The sequence below is a fragment of the Roseateles noduli genome (assembly GCF_050626985.1).
In the GTDB taxonomy this organism is placed as follows: Bacteria; Pseudomonadota; Gammaproteobacteria; order Burkholderiales; family Burkholderiaceae_C; genus Roseateles; species Roseateles noduli_A.
On sequence record NZ_CP192463.1, the window covers coordinates 110,860 to 131,955 of the forward strand.

The 21,096-nt window shown below is 70.9% G+C and carries 19 protein-coding genes; 8 read left to right on the forward strand and 11 right to left on the reverse strand.

Annotated elements, in window-relative coordinates; translation table 11 throughout:
• Positions 1-141 precede the first annotated feature (141 nt).
• Both ACQ4L4_RS00480 and ACQ4L4_RS00485 read right to left on the reverse strand, forming a co-directional pair.
• Positions 142-1,686, reverse strand: coding sequence for a methyl-accepting chemotaxis protein (locus ACQ4L4_RS00480; RefSeq protein WP_431102286.1), 1,545 nt, complete (start codon positions 1,684-1,686; stop codon positions 142-144).
• A gap of 202 nt (positions 1,687-1,888) precedes the next feature.
• Entirely contained in the window at positions 1,889-2,293 is a 405-nt protein-coding gene (locus ACQ4L4_RS00485) for a 2Fe-2S iron-sulfur cluster-binding protein (RefSeq protein WP_431102288.1), read from the reverse strand.
• Positions 2,294-2,326: 33 nt separating this feature from the next.
• Between ACQ4L4_RS00485 and ACQ4L4_RS00490 the strand changes: the two genes are divergently transcribed.
• The 5 genes from ACQ4L4_RS00490 to ACQ4L4_RS00510 all read left to right on the forward strand — a co-directional run bounded on the left by ACQ4L4_RS00490 (position 2,327) and on the right by ACQ4L4_RS00510 (position 8,789).
• On the forward strand, positions 2,327-4,312 hold the full coding sequence (locus ACQ4L4_RS00490) for a M3 family metallopeptidase (RefSeq protein WP_431102289.1): 1,986 nt from the start codon (positions 2,327-2,329) through the stop codon (positions 4,310-4,312).
• Between the two features lie 7 nt (positions 4,313-4,319).
• Entirely contained in the window at positions 4,320-4,883 is a 564-nt protein-coding gene (locus ACQ4L4_RS00495) for a YgjP-like metallopeptidase domain-containing protein (protein WP_431102290.1), read from the forward strand.
• A gap of 94 nt (positions 4,884-4,977) precedes the next feature.
• Positions 4,978-6,108 (forward strand): tRNA dihydrouridine synthase, encoded by a 1,131-nt coding sequence (locus ACQ4L4_RS00500; protein WP_431102292.1) that lies wholly within the window; start codon positions 4,978-4,980, stop codon positions 6,106-6,108.
• Entirely contained in the window at positions 6,105-8,414 is a 2,310-nt protein-coding gene (locus ACQ4L4_RS00505; RefSeq protein ID WP_431102294.1) for a DPP IV N-terminal domain-containing protein, read from the forward strand. The genes ACQ4L4_RS00500 and ACQ4L4_RS00505 overlap by 4 nt, the downstream gene beginning before the upstream one ends.
• A gap of 30 nt (positions 8,415-8,444) precedes the next feature.
• Positions 8,445-8,789 carry a translation initiation factor Sui1 gene (locus ACQ4L4_RS00510; RefSeq protein WP_431102296.1) on the forward strand — a complete coding sequence of 115 codons (345 nt, stop codon included), beginning with the start codon at positions 8,445-8,447 and terminating at the stop codon, positions 8,787-8,789.
• Between the two features lie 168 nt (positions 8,790-8,957).
• Here the strand turns inward: ACQ4L4_RS00510 and ACQ4L4_RS00515 are convergent, their stop codons facing one another.
• Positions 8,958-9,509 (reverse strand): class I SAM-dependent methyltransferase, encoded by a 552-nt coding sequence (locus ACQ4L4_RS00515; RefSeq protein ID WP_431102297.1) that lies wholly within the window; start codon positions 9,507-9,509, stop codon positions 8,958-8,960.
• Positions 9,510-9,740: 231 nt separating this feature from the next.
• Here ACQ4L4_RS00515 and ACQ4L4_RS00520 point away from each other — a divergent pair, with 231 nt between their 5' ends.
• Positions 9,741-10,007, forward strand: coding sequence for a hypothetical protein (locus tag ACQ4L4_RS00520; protein ID WP_377156671.1), 267 nt, complete (start codon positions 9,741-9,743; stop codon positions 10,005-10,007).
• A gap of 111 nt (positions 10,008-10,118) precedes the next feature.
• Here the strand turns inward: ACQ4L4_RS00520 and ACQ4L4_RS00525 are convergent, their stop codons facing one another.
• A complete protein-coding gene (locus ACQ4L4_RS00525; protein ID WP_431102298.1) occupies positions 10,119-10,718 on the reverse strand; it encodes a DinB family protein in 600 nt (199 codons plus the stop codon).
• Between the two features lie 97 nt (positions 10,719-10,815).
• Here ACQ4L4_RS00525 and ACQ4L4_RS00530 point away from each other — a divergent pair, with 97 nt between their 5' ends.
• Positions 10,816-11,061, forward strand: coding sequence for a DUF3297 family protein (locus tag ACQ4L4_RS00530; protein ID WP_431102299.1), 246 nt, complete (start codon positions 10,816-10,818; stop codon positions 11,059-11,061).
• 122 nt (positions 11,062-11,183) lie between these two features.
• Here ACQ4L4_RS00530 and ACQ4L4_RS00535 read toward each other — a convergent pair whose 3' ends face one another.
• From ACQ4L4_RS00535 to ACQ4L4_RS00565, 7 genes are all read right to left on the reverse strand, one after another.
• On the reverse strand, positions 11,184-12,602 hold the full coding sequence (locus ACQ4L4_RS00535) for a sensor histidine kinase (protein WP_431102300.1): 1,419 nt from the start codon (positions 12,600-12,602) through the stop codon (positions 11,184-11,186).
• Complete coding sequence (locus tag ACQ4L4_RS00540) at positions 12,599-13,948, reverse strand: sigma-54-dependent transcriptional regulator (protein WP_431102302.1); 1,350 nt, start codon at positions 13,946-13,948, stop codon at positions 12,599-12,601. Before ACQ4L4_RS00540 ends, ACQ4L4_RS00535 begins: the two co-directional genes overlap by 4 nt.
• Positions 13,949-14,045: 97 nt before the next feature.
• A complete protein-coding gene (locus ACQ4L4_RS00545; RefSeq protein ID WP_431102304.1) occupies positions 14,046-15,278 on the reverse strand; it encodes an ABC transporter permease in 1,233 nt (410 codons plus the stop codon).
• A 64-nt stretch (positions 15,279-15,342) separates the two neighbouring features.
• Positions 15,343-16,656 carry an ABC transporter permease gene (locus ACQ4L4_RS00550; protein ID WP_431102305.1) on the reverse strand — a complete coding sequence of 438 codons (1,314 nt, stop codon included), beginning with the start codon at positions 16,654-16,656 and terminating at the stop codon, positions 15,343-15,345.
• A gap of 17 nt (positions 16,657-16,673) precedes the next feature.
• Complete coding sequence (locus ACQ4L4_RS00555; RefSeq protein WP_431102306.1) at positions 16,674-17,993, reverse strand: TolC family outer membrane protein; 1,320 nt, start codon at positions 17,991-17,993, stop codon at positions 16,674-16,676.
• 121 nt (positions 17,994-18,114) lie between these two features.
• Positions 18,115-18,855: an ABC transporter ATP-binding protein gene (locus tag ACQ4L4_RS00560; protein ID WP_431102307.1), complete on the reverse strand. Its 741-nt coding sequence runs from the start codon at positions 18,853-18,855 to the stop codon at positions 18,115-18,117.
• A 93-nt stretch (positions 18,856-18,948) separates the two neighbouring features.
• Positions 18,949-20,217 carry an efflux RND transporter periplasmic adaptor subunit gene (locus tag ACQ4L4_RS00565; RefSeq protein WP_377156657.1) on the reverse strand — a complete coding sequence of 423 codons (1,269 nt, stop codon included), beginning with the start codon at positions 20,215-20,217 and terminating at the stop codon, positions 18,949-18,951.
• A 324-nt stretch (positions 20,218-20,541) separates the two neighbouring features.
• Here ACQ4L4_RS00565 and ACQ4L4_RS00570 point away from each other — a divergent pair, with 324 nt between their 5' ends.
• On the forward strand, positions 20,542-21,084 hold the full coding sequence (locus tag ACQ4L4_RS00570) for a hypothetical protein (protein WP_431102308.1): 543 nt from the start codon (positions 20,542-20,544) through the stop codon (positions 21,082-21,084).
• The last annotated feature ends 12 nt before the right edge of the window (positions 21,085-21,096 follow it).

The following is a 21,096-nucleotide window of genomic DNA, read 5'->3' on the forward strand; positions in this document are numbered from 1 at the left end:
AGAAGGATGAGGGTCCCAGAAAGCGAAAAGGCCCGCAGTGAGGGGTCTCACTGGGGCCGGAGTGGTGCTGGGGGTCCCTGGAGGGGCGCCCCCTGCGCCGCGGAGAGCCCGCGCTTGGCTAAGCGCAGGTTCTCAAGAGTGTCAGCCGAGCTTGAAGCTCGAGACGGTATCGACGAGCTGCGCCGACTGATCCTTGAGCGACTCCGCGGCGGCCGCCGATTCCTCGACCAATGCCGCGTTCTGCTGCGTCATCTGGTCGAGCTGGCGCACGGCCTGCCCGATTTCCCCGAGGGTGAGCGACTGCGCCGCGCTTGACGCGGAGATCTCGCCGATGACGCGGGTGACGCGTTCGACGCTGGTGACGATCTCGCGCATGGTGGCGCCGGTTTCGCCGACCAGGCGGGAGCCGCCGTCCACGCGTTCGACCGATGCCGAGATCAGCGACTTGATCTCCTTGGCGGCCTCAGCGCTGCGCTGCGCCAGCGAGCGCACTTCGCTCGCCACGACCGCGAAGCCGCGGCCCTGTTCGCCGGCGCGGGCCGCTTCCACGGCGGCGTTCAGCGCCAGGATGTTGGTCTGGAACGCGATCCCGTCGATCACGCCGATGATGTCGGCGATCTTGTTGGACGATTGCTGGATCTCGTTCATCGTCGCGACGACCTGCTCGACCATCGCGCCGCCGCGGCCGGCGACCTGCGAGGCCGTCTGCGCCAGGGCATCGGCTTCACGCGCCGATTCGGCGTTGAGCTTCACACCTTCGCCAAGCTGCGCCATCGCGGCGCCGGTTTCTTCGAGGCTGCTCGCGGCCTGCTCGGTCCGGTTGGACAGGTCGGCGTTGCCGGTGGCGATCTCGGAGGACGCGTGGCGGACCTGGTCGGCGGACGAGCGCACGCTGGCGATGGTGCTGGCCAGGCGTTGCTGCATCTCCTGCAGCGAGCGGCGCAATGCGGCGACCTCGTCGGTGCCCTCGACGTCGGGGCCGCGGCGGCTGAGGTCGCCCTCGGCGATGGCCCGGCTCAGCGACTGCGCCTCGGCCAGCGGCTCGGTCACCGAGCGCGTGATCACCAGCGCGATGCCCACGCCCAGCGCGATCGCCACCGTCATCAGCGCGATGACCAGGTTGCGGGTGCTCTCGGCCTCGGCCTGCGCCTCATGGCGCGCCGCCTGCAGCAGGTCGCGGGTGTGCTCGGCGAACTTGTCGATCGCGGCCAGGTAGTCGTTCATCGCCGGGATCAGCTGCGACGCGGCGATCGGCTTCACGTCGCCGCCGCCTTCCTTGACCTTGATGGCCGCCTCGCGGGCGTCCTGGTACTTCTTGCGGGCCGCGCCGATCTCGTCGATCAGGCGGGCGCCGTCCTTCTCGGTGATGCTGTCGTCCAGCTCCTTCTGGATCTTGTCGATCCGCGCCGACAGTTCCTTCGAGCGCGAGGTGAAGGCCTTGACGAAGTTCTCGTCGTCGACGACCAACTGCACGATGCGGCGCTGGATGTTGCCCTCGGTCAGGCCCGACCACTGGCGCGAGATCTCCAGCGTGTGCATGTCGACCTCGACCAGGCGCTCGATGCGCTGGTGCAGCATCGACACCCGGATCACGCCCACCGCCGAGGCCACCGCCATCAGCACGATCACCAGCGCGAAGCCGGCGAGGACGCGGCTTCGCAGCCGCCAACGATTCAAGTTCAGCATTTCCACAGTCCTTCTTCTTGGTCCGACGACCGCCGGGGAGGCTGTCGTGTCGTCGCCGGCAGGTTTGACAGATGGCGCGATGCTGCCTGTTGGGGGAGAAAACTGATCGATGGATATGCGGGGTGGCCCGTGAACAAAAGCGCGGAAGGCGATGTCGTGAACCCGCGTGTGGGTGAATCGCCGCAGCTTGTGCGAAATGCGTTCAGCGCCGAGGCCCCGGCGGCGGCGGGACGTCGAAGAGGTTGATCGTCTGCGGCTGGTCCATCACCAGGTCCGAGCGCGCGCAGGCGACGCAGGGCAGGATCCAGCCCTCGTCCTTCTCCTCCCGGGACAGGCCGGGCCACTCGATGCGGTACTCGACGCGGCCCGACGCCAGCTTCGCGATGCAGGCGCGGCAGGTGCCGTTGCGGCAGGAATGCGGCAGCCGCAGGCCGTGGTCGAGCGCCGCGAGCAGCAAGGTCTGATCCTCGGGCGCGTCGAAGCGCCAGCCCTGCGGATGGAGTTCGACGACGTGAACGGCCGGTGCGGCCGGCGCGGCCGGGGTGGGCTGGGAAGGCTCGCCGGCGTCCTCGGCGTCGTCATGGGCGGCTTCATGGGCGTGATCCATGACCGCCATCATGCCGTGCGCTAAGCTTGCCCGATGCCTCACGTCACGACTTCCACCCCGGTGGACGGCGGGCCCACCGCCCAGGCCGCCCAGGCCGTCCCAGCCGCCCAGGCCTTCTTCGACCAGCTCAACCGCGACTACGTCGCGGTCCACAAGCGCAAGGAAGACCTGTTCTGGGCCACCTACATGGCCACCAGCGACGACCACGAGGGCTTCGGCCGCGCCGAGACCGATTACAAGGCCTTCATCTCCGATCCGGAGAAGCTGGGCGCGACGCGCGCGCACCTGGCCGCCGTCGAGGCCGCGGTGGGAGCCGCGCCGGGCGCCGCCGACGCCGACGCCCGCCAGGCGCTGGCCCACGGCCTGCGCGGCTGGCTGGGGGTGTTCGAGGCCAACATCGTCGACAACGACGAAGGCCGCCGCCTGATGGCCGAGCTGATCGAGGCCGAGCGCCTGCTCTTCGCCAAGCGCAAGGACTTCGCCCCGACGCATGTCAACGACCGCGGCGAGACCGAGGCCGCCACGCTGACGATGCTGTCGACCAATGCGGCCACCAACCCGGACGAATCGCGTCGCCGCAGTTCCTACGAGGCGCTGCACGGCCTCGAGCGCTGGGTGCTGGAGAACGGCTTCCTGGAGATCGTCGCGCTGCGCAACCGGCTGGCGCGCGCGCTCGGCTTCCCGGACTACTTCGAGATGAAGCTGCGCAAGAACGAGCGCATGACGAAGGCGGAGCTTTTCGGCGTGCTCGACGACTTCGTCGCCCGCACCGAGGCCGCGCAGCAGCGCGCGCATGACGCGCTCGTCGCGAAGCACGGCCCGGACGCGCTGGCGCCGTGGAACCTGCGCTTCCACAGCGCCGGCGACGTGACCCGCCGGATGGACCCGTACATGCCCTTCGGTCCGGCGCTGCGGCGCTGGGTGCGGAGCTTCCGCCGGCTGGGCATCCAGTACCGCGGCGCGACGATGCGCCTGGACCTGCTGCAGCGCCCCGGCAAGTACCAGAACGGCTTCTGCCACGGCCCGCTGCCGACATGGTTCGACGAGCAGGGCCGCTGGCACGCCGGCGAGATCAACTTCACCGCCGAGGCCAAGCCCGACCAGGTCGGCAGCGGTGCACGCGCGATGATGACGCTGTTCCACGAAGGCGGCCACGCGGCCCACTTCGCCAACGTGACGCAGAACTCGCCGTGCTTCTCGCAGGAGTTCGCGCCGACCTCGATGGCCTACGCGGAGACGCAGTCGATGTTCTGCGACAGCCTGCTCGGCGACGCGGACTGGCTCAAGCGCTACGCGCGCACCGTCGACGGGCAGTCGATCCCCGACGAGCTGATCCACGACCGCATCGCCTCGGCGCAGCCGATGCGGGCCTTCGACGAGCGCGCGATCGCCGTGGTGCCGTACTTCGAGGCGGCGTTGTACGCGATGTCCGACGAGGAACGCACGCCCGAGGCCGTGCTCGCGCTGGCCCGGACGATGGAGCGCCGCATCCAGGGCGTCGATCGCGCGCCGCGGCCAATCCTCGCGATCCCGCACCTGCTGAACCAGGAGTCGGCGGCGTCGTATCAGGGCTACCTGCTCGCGCACATGGCGGTCCACCAGACGCGGGCGTTTTTCCTGCAGCGCGACGGCTACCTCACCGACAACCCTGCGATCGGGCCGGCGCTTGCGCAGGCCTACTGGGCGCCGGGCAACAGCCTGTCGCACGACGCGACGCTGCGCCGGCTGACCGGCGAGGGCTTCTCGGCCCGCTATCTGGCCGAGGCTTGCGACGAGACCGTCGAGCAGGCCTGGGCGAAGGCGCAGGACCTGCTGGCCGCGTCCGAGCGCCGCGGCGAGCGCGCCGACGAGGGCCCGCCGCTGGATGCGCATGTCCGCGTGGTCCACGGCGCGCAACTGCTGGCCGACAACGGCGACGGCGGTGCGTCGGCGGAGCAGGCGATGTTCGAGCGCTTCGAGCACTGGATCAGCGCGAACTACGCGACGCCGCCGGCGCCAGCCGCCGCCGCCGTGCAGTGACCGCGTCGTGAAGTACCTGCAAGGCTATTCGCCGGCGCTGGTCGCGCAGGCGCAGCAGATGCTGGACGCGGGCGAGCTCGGGCCGCTGCTGTCGCGCAAGTACCCGCAGGCGCACGAGGTCCGCAGCGACAAGGCGCTGTTCGACTACACCCAGGACCTGAAGCAGCGCTTCATGCGCAACGCGGGGCCGCTGGCGCTCGTCGCCTACGACGCCAAGCTCAAGGTCATCCAGCACGCGCTGGGCACCCACACGCGGCAGGCCGTGGTGCACGGCAACCGGCTCAAGACGCGGCGCGAGATCCGCGTCGCGACGCTGTTCCGCGAGGCACCGGCGGAGTTCCTGAAGATGATCGTCGTGCATGAGCTCGCGCATCTGAAGGAGCTGGAGCACGACAAGGCGTTCTATTCGCTGTGCCACCACATGGAGCCGGCCTACTCGCAGCTGGAGTTCGACGTGCGCCTGTGGCTGAGCGTGCGCGACCGCGAGGAGAAGCTGGCGAAGGCCGGCACGGCTCCGGTCGCGGGTGCGGGCGCCAAGCCGGCCGAACAGTCCGGGAAGTCCCTGGAATAGGCGCTTCCGCTATGCTCCCGGTCTTTCCAGACCGCCGACCCGCGGCGCCACGAGCGCGGCGGGCTCCCTGCCTCCAATGATTCTGCTGGCGCCCATGGAGGGCCTGCTGGACCACATGCTGCGCGACACGTTGACCCGTGTCGGCGGCGTGGACCGCTGTGTCTCCGAGTTCATCCGCATCACCGACCGGCTGCTGCCGCGCCGCGTGTTCACGCGCATCGTGCCGGAGCTGCTCCACGGCGGACGCACGCGCGCCGGCGTGCCGGTGCGGGCGCAGCTGCTCGGCTCCGACCCGCAGTGCTTGGCGGAGAACGCCGCGCGGCTCGCCGAGCTCGACCCCGAAGGCATCGACCTCAACTTCGGCTGCCCGGCCAAGACGGTGAACCGGCATCGCGGCGGCGCGGTGCTGCTCGACGAGCCGGAACTGGTCGGCGAGATCGTCGCCGCCGTGCGCCGCGCGGTGCCGGCGCACCTGCCGGTGTCGGCCAAGATGCGGCTCGGCAACGAGGATCGCGGCCGCATGCTCGATTGCGCCCGCGCGATCGAGGCGGCCGGCGCGTCGGAGCTGGTCGTGCACGGCCGCACCAAGCGCGACGGCTACAAGCCGCCGGCCTACTGGGACCAGATCGCCGTGCTGCGCGAAGCCGTCGGCATCGACGTCGTCGCCAACGGCGAGGTGTGGACCGTCGAGGACGCGCTGCGCTGCCTGGAGGAGTCCGGCTGCACCTCGCTGATGCTGGGGCGCGGCATGGTGGCCGATCCCGGACTGGCGCTGGCGGTGCGCGCGGCGCTCGGCCCTGCGCAGGGAGACGCGAAAGACGCCGCGAAGAGCAACGCGAGGGACCACGTGCCCGGCGCCACCGCGCTGCCCTGGCCGGACATGATCCCGCTGATGGAGGGCTTCTTCGCCCAGGTGCGCCGCAACGTGGCGACGCGCCACCAGGCTGGCCGCCTCAAGCAGTGGCTGCATTACCTGCGCCGCCGTTATCCCGAGGCGGAAGATACCTACCAGCGCGTGCGCACGATCAACGCGCCGGACGTGCTGGCCATGACGCTGTTCGGCCGTCCGCTCGATCCGACGGCGCCGCCGCCCGATGCGGAGGAGGACGAGCTCGTCGACGCCTTCAGCGCCTGCGAGGCGGATGACCGTGCCCTGGACGAGCGCGCCGCAGACCTCTCCGATCCCGATCAACAACAAGACAGCGACTCGCTGATCGCCGCATGACCGCTTACCGCCTGACCTCGCGCCTGCTGGCGCTCGCCGCCGCATTGGCGCCGGTGTTTGCCGCGGCCGCGACGGCCGCCCCGACCGTCCCGACTGCCTCCTCTTCCGCCAAGGACATCGTCCCGCTGACGCTGGAACGCGTCTTCGGCGATCCGCCGTTGCAGGGGCGTCTGGTGCGCCAGGCCGAGATCTCGCCGGACGGCGCGTGGGTCAGCTATCTGCGCCCGTCGGAGACCGACAGCGAGCAGCTCGAACTCTGGGCGCAGCCGTCGGCCGGCGGCGCGCCGCGCAAGCTGGTCTCGGCGGCGGACGTGCTCGGCGGTCGCAGCCAGCAGCTGACCGAGGCGGAACGCATGGCGCTGGAGCGCAAGCGGATCTCGCAGGGCGGCATCACCGGCTATCAGTGGTGCGGCCCGTCGGGCAAGGCGCTGCTGTTCCCGCTGTCGGGCGACCTGTACCTGGTGCGCCTCGGCGACCAGGGGCCGACGGCGCAGCGCCTCACCAACGACGAGCAGGTGCCGGAGCAGGATCCGACCTGCTCGCCCGACGGCAGCCGCATCGCCTACGTGAAGGGCGGCGAGCTGTGGGTGCAGGCGCTCGACGGCGACGGCGCCGCGCGCGCGCTGACGAAGGGTGCGACGGAGACGCGTTTCTGGGGCCTGGCTGAATTCATCGCGGCGGAGGAACTCAGCCGCCAGCGCGGCTACTGGTGGTCTCCGGACGGCAAACAACTGCTGGCGCTGAACGTCGACGAGCGCGACGTGGCGGTGAAGACGCGGGCGCAGATCTTCTCCGACCGCACGACGATGACGCAGCAGCGCTACCCGGGTGCCGGCGAGAACAACGCCCGTGTCACCGCGTGGACGCTGCAGGTGTCGGACGGCCGCATGACGCCGCTGCCGCTGCCTTCGGACGCCGAATACATCGCCCGTGCTGGCTGGTTCGGCGACGGCACGCCGTGGCTGCAGACGCTGACGCGCGACCAGCACAAGCTGGCGCTGACCGAATACGCGAACGGCGCCGGTCCGGGCCGCACCGTGATCGACGAACGCGATCCGGCCTGGGTCGAAGTGCACGACGACCTGCAGGAGATCGACGGGCTGACCCTGTCGGGCCAGCCGGCGCTGCTGTGGTCGAGCGAGTCCTCCGGCCGCCGCCAGCTGGTGCTGGTGGACCGCCGCACCGGCGAGCGCCGGCCGCTGACGAACGAGCCCGAGCCGGTCGCGCACCGCGTGTGCAGCGACGGCAAGACGGTGGTCTACGCGGCGGCGCGCGATCGCGGCCGCTCGCGCGAGCTGTTCGCGATCGACCTGAACGGCACGAGCCGGCCGCTGGACGGTGCACAGCCGCGTCAATGGCGGGATGCGCGCGGCGACGGCGACTGCGCGCGGGTGCTGGTCACGCGCGGCGCGTGGGGCGAGCCGCCCGCGCTGTCGCTGCAGTCGGTGAAGGCCGGCGCGAAACCGTTGCCGCTGCCGGGCGATGCGCCTGACGCGCTGCTGGCGCGCATCGTGCCGAAGCCGGCGGTGGTCGACATCACTGCCGCCGACGGCCGCACGCCGCTGAACGCGCTGTACTTCGCGCCGCTGGACGGCAAGGCCGGTCCGCATCCGGTGATCACGATGGCCTACGGCGGGCCCGGCACCTCGACCACCAACTGGAACTGGAGCCGCGACACGGCGCTGATCGCCTACTGGCAGCGGCGCGGCTTCGGCGTGTTCACGCTCGACACGCGCGGCATGCAGAACCGCGACCGCGAGTTCACGCGCGCGCATCGCCTGGCCTTCGGCGCGGTGGACGTGAACGACCTGTTCGCCGCGGTGCGTCAACTGCCGAAGCAGGTGGCGGGCGTGGACCCGGCGCGGATCGGTTTCTTCGGCTGGTCCTACGGCGGCTTCCTGGCGGAACGCGCGATGCTGGACGCCGACACGCCGCTGGCGTCGGCGGTGGCGGTCGCTCCGCCGACGGACTGGACGCTCTACGACACGGCCTACACCGAGCGCTATCTCGGCATGCCGCAGGGCGGCAAGGACGGCAAGGACGGCCAAAGCGACGCCTACCGCCAGTCCAACCTGGTGACGCGCGCGAAGCTGCTGACCAAGCCGCTGCTGATCGTGCACGGCACGGCGGACGACAACGTGTTGTTCGAGCACACGCTGCGCCTGACCGAGGCGCTGCAGAACGAGGCGCGGCCGTTCGAGCTGATGATCTACCCGGGCAAGGCACACGGCATAGCAGGGCGCAGCGCGAAGCTGCACCTGTACCGGACGATCGACGCCTTCTTCGCGCGCACGCTGGCGCGCTGAGCGCGGGCCTCACGAGACAGGAGCGGAGCGATGGCGCTGGTCTATTCGACGAACGGCGGGCGCGTGTGCCCGGACTGCCGGCAGGCGCAGGCCGATTGCCGCTGCAAGGCGCAGGCGGCGAACGCCGTGCTGGGCGACGGCAAGGTGCGGGTGCGCCGCGAGACGGCGGGCCGCAAGGGCAAGGGCGTGACGGTGGTGCTCGGGTTGCCGATGACGGCGGCGGAGCTCACGGAGACGGCCAAGAAGCTGAAGGCCGCCTGCGGCAGCGGCGGCACCGTCAAGGACGGCACGATCGAGATCCAGGGCGATCACCTGGACAAGGTGATGGCCTGGCTGACGACGACGGGATTCGCGCCGAAGAAGGCGGGGGGCTGAGTCCGCCATATTTCGCGTTCGCCCCTTATTTCGCGACCGGGAAATAAGGTCGCAAGACGAAATGTGGCGGGGCTCACTTTCGCAACGTGACTGTGTGCCAGCGCGTCCCCGTTGCGCTCAGCATTGCATCGCTCGTCGTGTGCGCGGCGAGTGAGAAACCCATCGGTGTCAGCAGCGCCGCCACACGCTCCGGCGCGTGATTCGCGAATCGACGACCGTCGACTCGCGGCCTTCGGCCAGCGAGCCGTCGAGCTGCTCCGGCAGCGCCAGCAGCATCACCACGCCCTCCGCGGCCTGCTGCCCGTCGGCCGAGCGCCGCAGCGTGGCGGCCAACGCGGACAGCGCGCCAGGGAGGTCATCCGCGCCGACGTGCATGAGCACCGCGCTGCACACGACGCCATCGAATCCGTCCGGAGCCACATCGCCGAAGGGGCGTCCCAGGTCGGGCAGGGCGCCGTCGCGCAGTCGGCCCGCCAGTTCCGGGAACTGCACGAGCGCGCGTTCGCGCATCTCTGCGATCGGCTCAACGCCATAGGCGTCCAGTCCCGCCGCCAGCATGCCGGCGACATCGCGCCCCGCGCCGGCGCCGACGTCGAGCACGCGGCTGCCGCGCGGCAGCGCCGCCTCGACGACGGGCAGCATCGCGCTGCGTCGCGACTCGGGCTGCGAGGCGAGGCGCCCGGCGTAGCGCCGGTAGAAGTCGTCGGTGCGAGGGTCCATGGATCCATGATGCCGCAGCTCCGCGCGAGCGCCGGGCAAGACGTCGGGCGGACGTCAGGCAGACGTCAGGCGATACGTGGAGCAGGACCTTGGGCGCATAGCGTCACGCGAGTGAGGGGGCGGGTTGGAAACAGTCGCGCGACCTGCGACGTTTGCACGCGCGGCGCCGGAGGCGGCGTCCTAATGTTGCCTCGTCCGGCCCCACCTCCCCGTGGGCCGCGGAGACCGTCCATGAGTCCTTCCCAGTTCGGTGCGCTCCAGCGCGAATCAGGCTCCCGCAGCAATCACGCCCACGTCCATGGCCACGGCCATGGCCGCTACCTGCTGCGCTTCGAGTCGTTGTTCCACTCCGGCCGCGGCCTGTCCTTCCCGTGCGACGAGCGCGGCCAGGTCGCACTCGACCAGCTCAGCGAGCAGGCCCGCGAGAACTACCTCTTCGCCCGCGCCGTCGTCGGCCACGAGTACGCGACGCCGGTGGTCCAGCGCTGCGACGACTGAGTCCTTGACCGACGTCGATGCGCTCGATGCGCTCAGAGCGCTCAGAGCGCTCAGTGCGTTCGATGCGTTCGATGCGCTCGACCTGCTCGGTCGGCCCGGCGGCCCCGGCGGTCAACGCGCCCTGAGCTGCGCCGCGTCGTACTGCCCCAGCACCCATTGAAGGCCCGCCAGGTGCTGCTGGTCGTGGCTGCACAGGTAGTGGATCAGCGACTTGAAGGTCAGCGGACCATACCCTTCGAAGCGCGCGCGACGCGCCAGTTGCTCCGGCGTGATCGACGCCAGCAGCGCCAGCGTCTCCTGGCGCGCCGCCGCGAAGGCGGCCAGAGCGGCCGCCGCATCATCCTCCCCGTAGCGGCGCTCGCGCGCCAGCGCCTCCGTGTCCAGCGAGGGCAGCAGCGGATCGTCTTCGCCCAGCGTGCGGCGGATGCGCTGCTGGTAGCCGTCGATCTCGATGTCCCGCACATGGCAGACCTGCTCGATCGCGGTGAGCGGTTCGCTCGGCACGCCGTCCCATGAGGACGGTGCCCAGTGGCGCGCTTCAACCGGGAAGAGCGCGAAGTGCGCCGCCAGTTGCGCGGGGAAGGCCGCCAGCGCATCCAAGGTGACGGCGTCCACCGCGGATCGGGACGCGTCGTTCGAAAGGATGCGGGATGAGGCGCTGGAAGTGCCGCTGGAAGTGCCGCTCGATGGCGCGACGGATGAGGAGTGCATGGCGTTGGCTGTCATGCCGGCGATATTAGGGCGTCGGTCTGCGGGACAATGCCGCGTTTTCCGATTCCCTTAGAACGCCCCCGTGATGAGCGACACCATGAGCGACACCACCCGCCCCGAACTGCCCGACCACCTGTCCATCGACCCGCGCAGCCCGCATCACGTCGCCGCCGTGTTCGAGCACGACATCGGCATCCTCTTCAACGGCAAGGAACGCAAGGACGTCGAGGAGTACTGCGTCTCCGAAGGCTGGATCCGCGTCCCCGCCGGCAAGACGCTGGACCGCAAGGGCCAGCCGATGATGATCAAGCTCAAGGGCAAGGTCGAAGCGTTCTACAAGTGACTCGCCTGCGCCGGTCGAGCACCGGCATGGGGTAGAGATTTTCGCGGCCAGCGCGAAAACCCCCACCCCATACCGCGAGACGTCGTCTCACGGGCACGGCCGCGCATCGAGGACGCCAACGATCAGCTTCTCGGCCAGCTGATCGCCACCCACAGGCCGCCACCTTCGCGGTTGCCCATCGCGATGCGGCCGCCGTGCGCCTCGGCGATCTCGCGCGCGAGCGCCAGGCCCAGCCCGCTCCCGCTACGCTTGGTCGAATAGAACGGCATCAGCGCCTGCGACAGCTGCGCCTCGGTCATCCCGGGGCCGCGGTCGCCGACCTCGATGCGCCAGTCCTCGCGCGCCGCGCCGACGCTCAGGCTCACGCCCTCCGGCGCGCTGCCGGACTCGTGTGCGTTCTTCAGCAGGTTGATCAGCGCCTGCTCGATCTGCGCCGCGTCGAAGCGCCCCGGCACCGCGGGCAGCCCGCCCACCAGGGCGAACGGGTAGTGCGCGCCCAGCGACTCGATGAAGGGCGTCCATTCGACCGGCGCCAGCACGGGCGCCGGCAGCTTCGCGAAACTCGCGTAGCCGGCCAGGAACTGGTGCAGGTGCTTCGCGCGGTCGCCGATGCTGGCGAAGACGCCGGGCACGCGCTCGTGCATGCCGCGCCGCGACAGCTCCGCGCCGCTGTGCGCCAGCGACGAGATCGGCGCCAGCGAGTTGTTCAGCTCGTGGCTGATCACGCGGATCACGCGCTTCCAGCTCGCGACCTCCTGCCGCGACAGCTCCTTCGTCATGCGGCGCAGCAGGCGCAGGCGGTGCGGCTGCCCTTGCAGCCGGAAGTCGCGCATCGACAGGTGGTAGCGTTCCTCCTGCCCATCCTGCATGACGCTGAACAGCCCGTCCTGCGCGCCCGAGAAGGCCAGGCGGAGGTCTTCGGGCGCGTCCACCAGCAGCTCGTCGAGTCCGCGACCCGCCAGGCTGCGTCCCTGGTCCATCAACTGGCGTGCGGCGATGTTGGCGTAGGCGATGCGCTCGTTCGCGTCGGTCAGGAGCAGCGCCACCGGCGTGTTCTGCACCACCGTGTCCAGCAGCAGCTCGCGCTGCGCAAGGTGGCGCCGCTGCTCGCGCAGGGCCAGGCCCAGCTCGCTGTGCAGCCGCGTGAGGGTCGACAGCTCCGCCAGCCCGCCGGGAGGATCGGCGGCAATGCCGCTGCCGAACTCGCCGTCGCGATAGCTGAGCACCGTGCTCTCCAGCGCCCGCAGCAGCCGCGCCAACGGCATCAGCAGCAGGCTCGCGAGGCCCCAGACGATGGGGAGCATCAGCAGGAAGGTGAGTCCGACCGCGGCGGCACTCCAGGTCTCCGGCGCGTCGTGGCCCAGGGACCGCAGCAGTTGAGGCACCGGCCACAGCGTCAGGGTCAGGTGGATGGAGACCGCCGCGACGGCCGCGGCGATCAGGCACAGCGCCAGCCGCATGTGCAGCGAGCGATGCCAGCTCGCGTGCCGGTTGGCGCGCCCCGTGGCGTGCCCGGTCGGGCCCGGCGGCGCCTCCTTCATCCGGCGTCCAGCCCGTAGCGTTCCATGCGCCGGTACAGCGCCTGGCGCGACAACCCCAGCGACTGCGCCGCGCGGCTGACCACGCCCGAGGCCGATGCGAGCGCGGCCACCACGGCCTCGCGGCTGGGCTCGTCGAGGTTGCGCGAGGCCAGCGGCGAGGTCAGCGGCGAGAGGGCCGGCAGTGCCAGGTCTTGCTCCCCGATGACGCGGCCCGGCGCCAGCAGCGCGGCGCGCTCGATGGCGTTCTTCAGTTCGCGGACGTTGCCCGGCCAGGGATGCGCCATCAGCGCCTCGCGCGCGCCGTCGCTGAGCGTCGCGCGGCCGGCCAGGAAGTGTTCCGCCAGCGGCAGGATGTCGGCCACGCGCTCGGCCAGTCCCGGCAGGGCGACCTCGATCACGTTGAGCCGGTAGTAGAGGTCTTCGCGGAAGGTGCCGGCGCGCACCATCGCGCGCAGGTCCGCGTTGGTCGCGGAGATCACGCGCACCGTCGTCTGCCGCGTGCGGCTCGAGCCCAGGCGTTCGAAGCGCCCCGTCTCCAGCACGCGCAGCAGCTTCACCTGGCCGGCCAGCGGCAGGTTGCCGATCTCGTCGAGGAAGAGGGTGCCGCCGTCGGCGGTCTCGAAGCGGCCCTCGCGGGCGCGCGCCGCGCCGGTGTAGGCGCCGCTCTCGGCGCCGAAGAGCTCGGCCTCGATCAGCTCGCCCGGCAGCGCGCCGCAATTGATGGCGACGAAGGGACCGTCGGCCACCGCCGAGTTGGCATGCACGATGGCCGCGACGCGTTCCTTGCCGCTGCCGTTCGGGCCGGTGACCAGCACCGGCGCCGCCGAGCGCGCGACCTGGCAGGCGAGCTCCAGGCAGCGCAGCAGCGCCGACGACTCGAAGACCAGACCGTCGAGCCGGTAGCGGCGGCGCAGCTCGTCGCGGCGCTGGCGCTGCTCGTGCCGGCTCTCGCGCAGCGCGCGGCCGTTCTCGGCCAGCTCCAGCAGGTTCTCGACCGTGGCCAGCAGCTTGGCGTCGTCCCAGGGCTTGGCGAGATAGTCCGCCGCGCCGGCCTTCACCAGCGCCACTGCCTGCTCCAGCTGCGTCCAGGCGGTCAGCAGGATGATGGGCAGGTCGGGATGGCGTCCGCGCAGCTGCTGGAAGAGCTCGCGGCCTTCCTCGCCCGAGGTCGTGTCGGCGCTGAAGTTCATGTCCTGGATCACCAGGTCGACGCGACGCTGCGCCAGCAGCGCCAGCCCCTCGGCCGGCGAGGCCGCGTAGAGCGGCTCGATGTCGTGCAGCGAGAGCAGCAGCGACAGCGCCTCGCCGACACCGGCGTGGTCATCGATGATCAGGACGGTTCTCATTGGAGGCGCAGCATAAAGCGGAAAACGGCGCGAGAGACTCGCGCCGGAGAGGCGCCCCCGAGGGAACGGGGGCGGTGGGACGGCATCGCGCGGGCGATCAACCGCCGCGCAGCGCGGCCACCGGCGGCAGCGCCGCGGCCCGGCGCGCCGGCGCGAAGACCGCGATCTGGCCCAGCGCCCAGAGCACCAGCGCCCCGATCGGCAGATAGACGAAGGGCAGGCGCGGCAGCTCGTAGCTCCGCATCAGCAGCAGGCTGATGCCGTACGCGCCGATCATGCCCAGCACGATGCCGGCGGTGGACAGCAGCAGGTTCTCGGTCTGGAAGTAGCGCAGGATCTGGCCGCGCGTGGCGCCCAGCGCGCGCCGCGTGCCGATCATCCGCGTGCGCTGCTGCACCCAGAAGCTGGCCAGGCCGACGATGCCGAAGGCGGTCACCACCAGCAGTCCGATACAGACGCCGGCCAGCAGCTGGATCATCGAGCGGTCCTGGCGGTAGTAGTCGTTGCGCTGCTTGATGAAGGTCTCCTGCTCGCGGATGACGCGACGCAGGCCCGGGCTGTTGCCGAGCAGCTTCTCGCCCGCCGCCTTCAGCACGGCCTCGGGGTTGGCGCCGGGCGCGACACGGATCATGAAGGTGCCGCCGCGGAAACTCGGTTGCACCGGCATCAGCATCGTGTGCAGTGCGTTCTCGTCCTGCGAACCCGGGCTCGGCGAAGCCAGGTTCTCCACCACGCCGACGATGCGTTGCGGCTCGTTGCCGTAGACGTAGATCGCCTTGCCCAGCGCCGACTCGCCGGGGAACAGCCGCTCCGCCATGCGCTTGTTGATGATCGTCGCCGGCACGCGCGGGTCGGGGTTGGTGTCCAGGGTCGAGCCCAGCACGAATTCTTCAGGCTGGAAATCGCGTCCCTCCACCAGGCGCAGCCCCATCGTCGAGAGGAAGCCCGGTCCGGCCGTGTAGTGGCCGGCCACCACGCGGCTGGAGGTATTGCGGTCCGCGGTCAGGCGCACGCTGGAGTTGTTGGAGTTGCGGCCGAACGGGTACTGGTTGGTCAGGCTGGCCGACACCACGCCCGGGACCTGCCGCAGCGCGACGAGGTCGGCCTGCGTCTGCGGCTCGGGGTTCTCGACCCGGGCCATGCTGGAGAGGGAGAGCACCACCAGCGCGTCTTCCGCCATGCCGGTGGGGGCATAGATGCGTTCGATGCGCTGGGCGATCAGGAACAGGGCGTTGCAGACGATCGCGCAGGTCAGCGCGATCTGCAGCACGATGAGCCCGGCGGCGGTCTTGTGACGCTTCAGCGTCGAGAGGATGGGCAGGATGTCCATGGGGCGGTCTCCTTGACTCGTCGGTAGTGCGGCGGCGCGTCCGTGCGGCGGCGCCGTCAGTGCGTCATTGCGTCTTGAGCTGGATGGCGGGCGTGATCTGGCACGCGCGCCAGGCGGGCAGCAGGCCGGCCATCACGCTGGCCGCCAACGAGACGCCCAGCGTGGTCGCGAGCATCTCCCAGTCCAGCTGCGCGAGCTGGGCGTAGTCCGACGGGTTCTGCCGCACCACCCACAGTCCGACCCAGGTCAGTGCCAGGCCCAGCAGGCCGCCCACCAGGCCGAGCGTGCCGGCCTCGACGAGGAACTGCAGGAAGATCTGCCGCCGCGGCGCGCCGAGCGCGCGACGCACGCCGATCTCGCCGCTGCGGCGCAGGCACTTGGCCAGCAGCAGGCCCACGGTGTTGGTCAGGCAGACGACCAGGAAACCGAAGGCCAGCCACACCTGCAGCCGGATGTCGCTGGGCACGACCTTGCGCTGGTTCAGCCAGTCCATCACCGAACTCAGTTTCGGATTGGCGGGCCGCTCGAACCGGCCGGCCTCGCGCTGCTGGTTGGAATACTGCGTCAGGTAGGTCCGGTAGTCCGCGAGCTGCTGCGGCGTGTCCAGCTGGACCCAGTACTGCAGCCAGGCGCAGGGCGTGTTGAGCGCGCGGGGATCCTGGCCGTTGGTGTCGCCCCAGCAGCTCATGTTGCCGGCACCGCCGAAGCGCAGTCCCAGCGAGGTGGACAGCGGGATGTAGGCGTCCGCCGGCTTGGCGTAGGCGCCCAGCGTCAGGTCGAAGAAATGCGGCGCGGGCCGCCACGGCTTGAGCACGCCGACGATGGTGAAGTCCTTGTCCCGCAGCCGCAGCATCTTGCCGCGGCTGTCGGCACCGCCGAAGAGCTTGTCGTTGAGCTCGTTCGAGATCACCGTCACGCGCGCCTCGGCGCTGTCGTCCGCGGCCGTCCAGCCGTTGCCGAACTTGAAGGGCGTCTCGAACATCGCGAAGAAGTCGGCGGAGGTGAATCGCGCCCCGGTGAAGAACGGCGGTTGCGCCGCGTCGCCGGAGCCGGCGGGGTCGATCGCCAGGAACGCGCCCGTCATCACCACCTGATGCACGCCGCGCTTCTCGCGCAGCAGCGATTCCGCGTCGAAGCGGGTCAGCTGAAGCACCGGTTCGTCGCCGGGCTTCCAGTCCCGCTTGGTCTCGGCGTCGAGCTGCACGTTGAAGAGCCGGCCGCTCTTGTCCGGGATCGGATCGCCGGACATGACGTGGAACACCGTCAGCGTCGTCATGCAGGCGGCCACGCCCATCGCGATCGACAGCAGCATCAGCGCGGTCAGGCCGCGGTGGCTGCGCATGGCGCGCAGGGCGAGTTCGAGGTAGTAGGTCAGCATGGGGGTCCTCTCTCAGCTCACGGCTTGACGGGCACGGGATTCAGCAGCGTGTTCACGGACGCCAGCTCGGGTTCGCCGAGCGCGCCGGCCGCCTGCTGCAGCAGCAGCTTGGACAGCACGTAGCGGTGGCGCGCCTGCTCCCAGGCGTTGCGGGCGTTGCTCTGCGTCTGGATCGCCAGCAGCAGGTCGGTCATCGTGCGCAGGCCCAGGTCCAGGCCGCTGCGCGTCGAGGCCAGCGCCTTCTCGGCGGCCTGCACCGCGGCGCCGGCCGTGCGCATCTGGCTCAGCGCGGACAGCACCGCCTGGTACTGCGCCTGCGTCTCGCGCGTCATGGCCCGGCGCGCGCTCTCGAGGTCGTCGCGCAGTTGCTCGCGCTGGAAGATCGCCTGGCGCTTCTGCGACTCCGTCGCGCCGCCGGCGAAGAGCGGGATCGTCAGGCGCAGGCCCACGGTCGTCGTGTAGCGGCCGGCATCCTGCGGCGCGACGGCCGGGCCGGACAGCCGCTGGCCGTCCAGGCCGGCGCTCAGCGTCGGCAGGTGCGCGGCGCGCGCGGCGGCCACGCGCTGGTCGCCGGCGCTCACCGCCAGCGCCGCGGCCTGCAGCGACGGGTTGTCGCGCAGCGCCTGCGTCACCCAGGCCTCGGGATCGGCCGGATCGGGCATCAGCATCGCGAGGTCGGGCGCGAGCGGCTTGAGCTCGCCCGGCATGCGGCCGGTGATCTGCGCCAGCGCCTGGCGCGCGTCGAGGAGGTCCTCGCGCACCGCCGCCGTGTTGCCGCGCGCCAGCTCGTAGTACGCGCGGCCCTGCTCGACGTCCAGCGACGCGGACAGCTGCGCATCGAAGCGCGACTGCGCCTGCGCGACCTGCTGGCCGTACACGTCCTCGATCGCCTGCGCGGTCTGCAGCGTGGCCTGCGCGTTCAGCACGCCGAAGTAGGCGCGGGCGACGCGGGCGCACAGGTCGGCCTCGGCCGCGCGCACTCGGGCGTCTTCGGCGGTGACCAGCGTCTTGGCCGCATCCCAGCTGCGCAGCCGGCTCAGGTCGACCAGGACCTGGTTCAGGCTGTGCGTCAGCTGGTGCTGGCGGCCGTCGTCGCGGGTGTGGGATTCGCTCAGCTGCGCGGACCACTGCGGCAGCAGCTGCGCGCGGGCCTGGACGGCGAGTTCCTGCTGCTCGCCGCGCACGGCGCGGGCGCCGGCCAGCACGGGGTCGGCGGCGCGGGCCTGCGCGTAGATCTCGAGCAGGTCCTCGGCCGCGGCCGGCAGGCAGCAGCCCGCGCAGAGCAGGACCGCCGCGATCGCCGGCATCCGCGCCATCGCCGACAGCGCCGAACGCAACGGGCGTTCCGGACGAACGGGGGGAACCGGTCGAATCGAACGCGCCGACACCGTCGCGCGCCTCCAAGGGAAGGGCAGTCTCATGGTCGGGATGAGGGTCGGGATGGGGTCGGGAGGAGTCTCAGGCCGAGGTCGGCGTGGTCGGGGTGACGGGCTTGGCGGTGCGCAGCAGCTCGGGGTCCATGTGGAGCTCGGCGGCGATGTCGACGACCTGGCCGTCGATCACATGCACGTTGCGCTGCGCGCGCGCGGCGAGCTGCGGATCGTGCGTGACCATGACGATGGTGGCGCCGTCGCGGTGCAGTTCCTCGAGCAGGTCCATCACGCTGCGCGCCATCGCGCTGTCGAGGTTGCCGGTCGGCTCGTCGGCGAGCAGCAGGCGCGGCGATCCGGCCAGCGCGCGGGCGATGGCCACGCGCTGCTGCTGGCCGCCGGACAGCTCGGCGGGGTAGTGGCGCTCGCGCGCGGACAGCCCCACGCGGGCCAGCGCGTCGCGGGCGCGCTGCTGGCGCTCGGCGGCCTTCATGCCGCGGTAGCGCAGCGGGACCTCGATGTTGTCCAGCACGTTGAGGTCGGGGATCAGGTTGAAGGCCTGGAAGATGAAGCCGATCTTCTCGTTGCGCATGCGCGAGCGCTGCGTGTCGTCCATGCCGCTGACGTCGACGCCGTCGAGCTGGTAGCGGCCGCCGGTGAAGGCCTCCAGCAGGCCGGCGATGGTCAGGAAGGTCGTCTTGCCCGAGCCCGACGGCCCGGTCACCGCGACGAACTCGCCTTCGCGCACGTCCAGGTTGAACTCGCGCAGGGCGTAGGTCTCGATCATTTCGGTGCGGTAGACCTTGGAGAGCGATTGCATCTTCAGCATGAGGTTCCTCGCGGGGCGGTGATGGGGTGGGAATCGTTGAAGGAGGGTGGGGATCGGAGCGGCGATGCCTGGAGGGCTCAAGGGCTCAAGCGCTCATGGGCTGAGCGTCACGCGCTCGGCGCCTTCGAAGGCCTGGGTGCCGGAGACGATGACCTGCTCGCCGGGCTTGAGGCCTTCCAGGATCTCGACCTTGGACAGGCTCTGCGCGCCCAGGCGGATCGGGCGCTTGACCGCCTGGCCGTCCTGCACGACGTAGACGAAGCGGCCGCCGCCGTCCTCGACGAAGCTGCCGCGCGCGACGGTGAGCACCTTGTCGCGGCGGTCCAGCAGCACGCGCACCGACAGGCGCTGGTTCTGGCGGAGCTGGTCGGGCGTGGCGCCGTCGAAGCGCAGGCGCGCGGCGACCTCGTTGTTGACGACCTCCGGCGAGACCGTGCTGACCAGGCCCTTCCACTGCCTGCCGTTGCCGGAGATCTCGCCGGGCATGCCGATGGCGAGGTCGCGGGCGAAGCTCTCGGGCACCTGCATCTGCACTTCCAGCGCGCTCAGGTCGACGACGGACAGCAGGCCCGTGCCGGCGGCGACGTTGGCGCGTTCGGCCACCAGCAGCTGGCCGACCTGGCCGTCGACCGGCGAGTGCAGTTCGAGTTCCGCGACCTGGCGTTCCAGGTCCTTGACCAGCAGTTGCTGACGCTGCAGCGCCTGCTGCTTGGACTGGAGCTCGAACTTCAGGCTGTCGTCCTTCAGACCGAGGCCGGCCTGCGCGTGCGCGGCGGTGATGCGGGCCTTCTCCATCGCGTCGCGGGCCTTCTCGACCTGCATGCCGGCGACGGCGCCGGCCTCGTAGGCCTTGGTCTGGCGGTCGAGGTCGTTGCGGGCCGTCTGCAGGTCGATGGCCGCGTTCTCATACGTGGAGCGCAGGGCGGCGCGCTGCTCGCGGCCGTCGACCTCGGCGCGCAGCGCCTCGGTGCGCAGCGCGTCGGCGTTGCTCTGCTCCTGGGCGAGCTTGGCGCGCAGGTCGGGGCTGTCGATGACGCCCAGCAACTGGTCCTTGGCGACCTTGTCGCCGGCCTTGACCTTGAGCACCAGGTTGCCGCCGTGCAGCGCGTAGACGGTGGGGCTCATCGCGGCGACGACCTTGCCTTCGCCGGCCACGTCGCGCACCAGCGGGCCGATCTCGACGGGGGCGACGGACAGGCGCTGCAGGCTGACCGAATTGCCGCTGCCCATCATCCGCTGCACGGCGGGCGCGGCGGCGACCGCGGCAATCAGCAGCCCCGCGCCGGCCAGCGCCAGCCACAGGCGGCGGCGTCCCTGGGGGCGGGCGAGGGGAACGTCCTGTCCGGAGGTGTCGCGAATCATGAAGGTGTCCGAGGGTGGTCCGTGTGATCGATGCCCCACTTGTTCGCAAGGGGCGTGCCACACGGCGGACCCGTGAATTCCCGTTTGAAATCAACGGGTTGTCGATCGGCACCCGGCGCGGGTCAGTGTCCGCGGACAGTCAGCGGACGCTGGGTGGACAGACCCGGACACCTCGTGTGTCCGTGCGAACGTCCGCGACCCGGGCAGGGCATCGGCTGACCCGTCGATGGGAGCCGCGCCTCGGGGCGCGACATGCTCGCGCGATGGCGTGTCACCGGAGCGGTCGGGACACTGGCGGCTTGTCCCACTGCATGGAGCATCGCCATGTTCAACAACTTCTTCTTTGGACCGCCCGTCCCATTCATGCCGGTCATGCCGGTCATGCCGGTCATGCCGCTCATGCCGGCCACGCCGGTCATGCCCGTCCTGTTCTCCCATGGCTACGGGTTCGACAGGTACGAGCCTTGGTCGACGTACACGCCGACGACCTGGGACTTCGGTCCCTGCACCGGCCTGGGCGTCCGATCGGGCGCCTGCCAGGATGGCTTCGCCGCGGGCGCTCCTCGCCTGGAGCAGGCGTTGGAAACATTCGCCTCGGCGCTGAGCCAACTGGGCGCCTGGGTGCGGGCGCAGCACTCGACGAAGGGCGTCGATGCCATCGACGTGAATGAGGTGCCCCTGCCGCCGATCCTCGTCAAGGAAACGCCCGACATGTTCCGCCGGTCCAAGGCGGAGCCGGCCCTCAGCCGACCGGCCGAGCATGAGCACGCCGTCGAGAAGGCGGCGGAACTCGCGTATGTGGCGGCGGGTGGCGTGACGGCGAGCGTGATGGACACGCTCACCGTCCCTGCCTACCCGGTGGTCTGAGCGGCGCGGCTC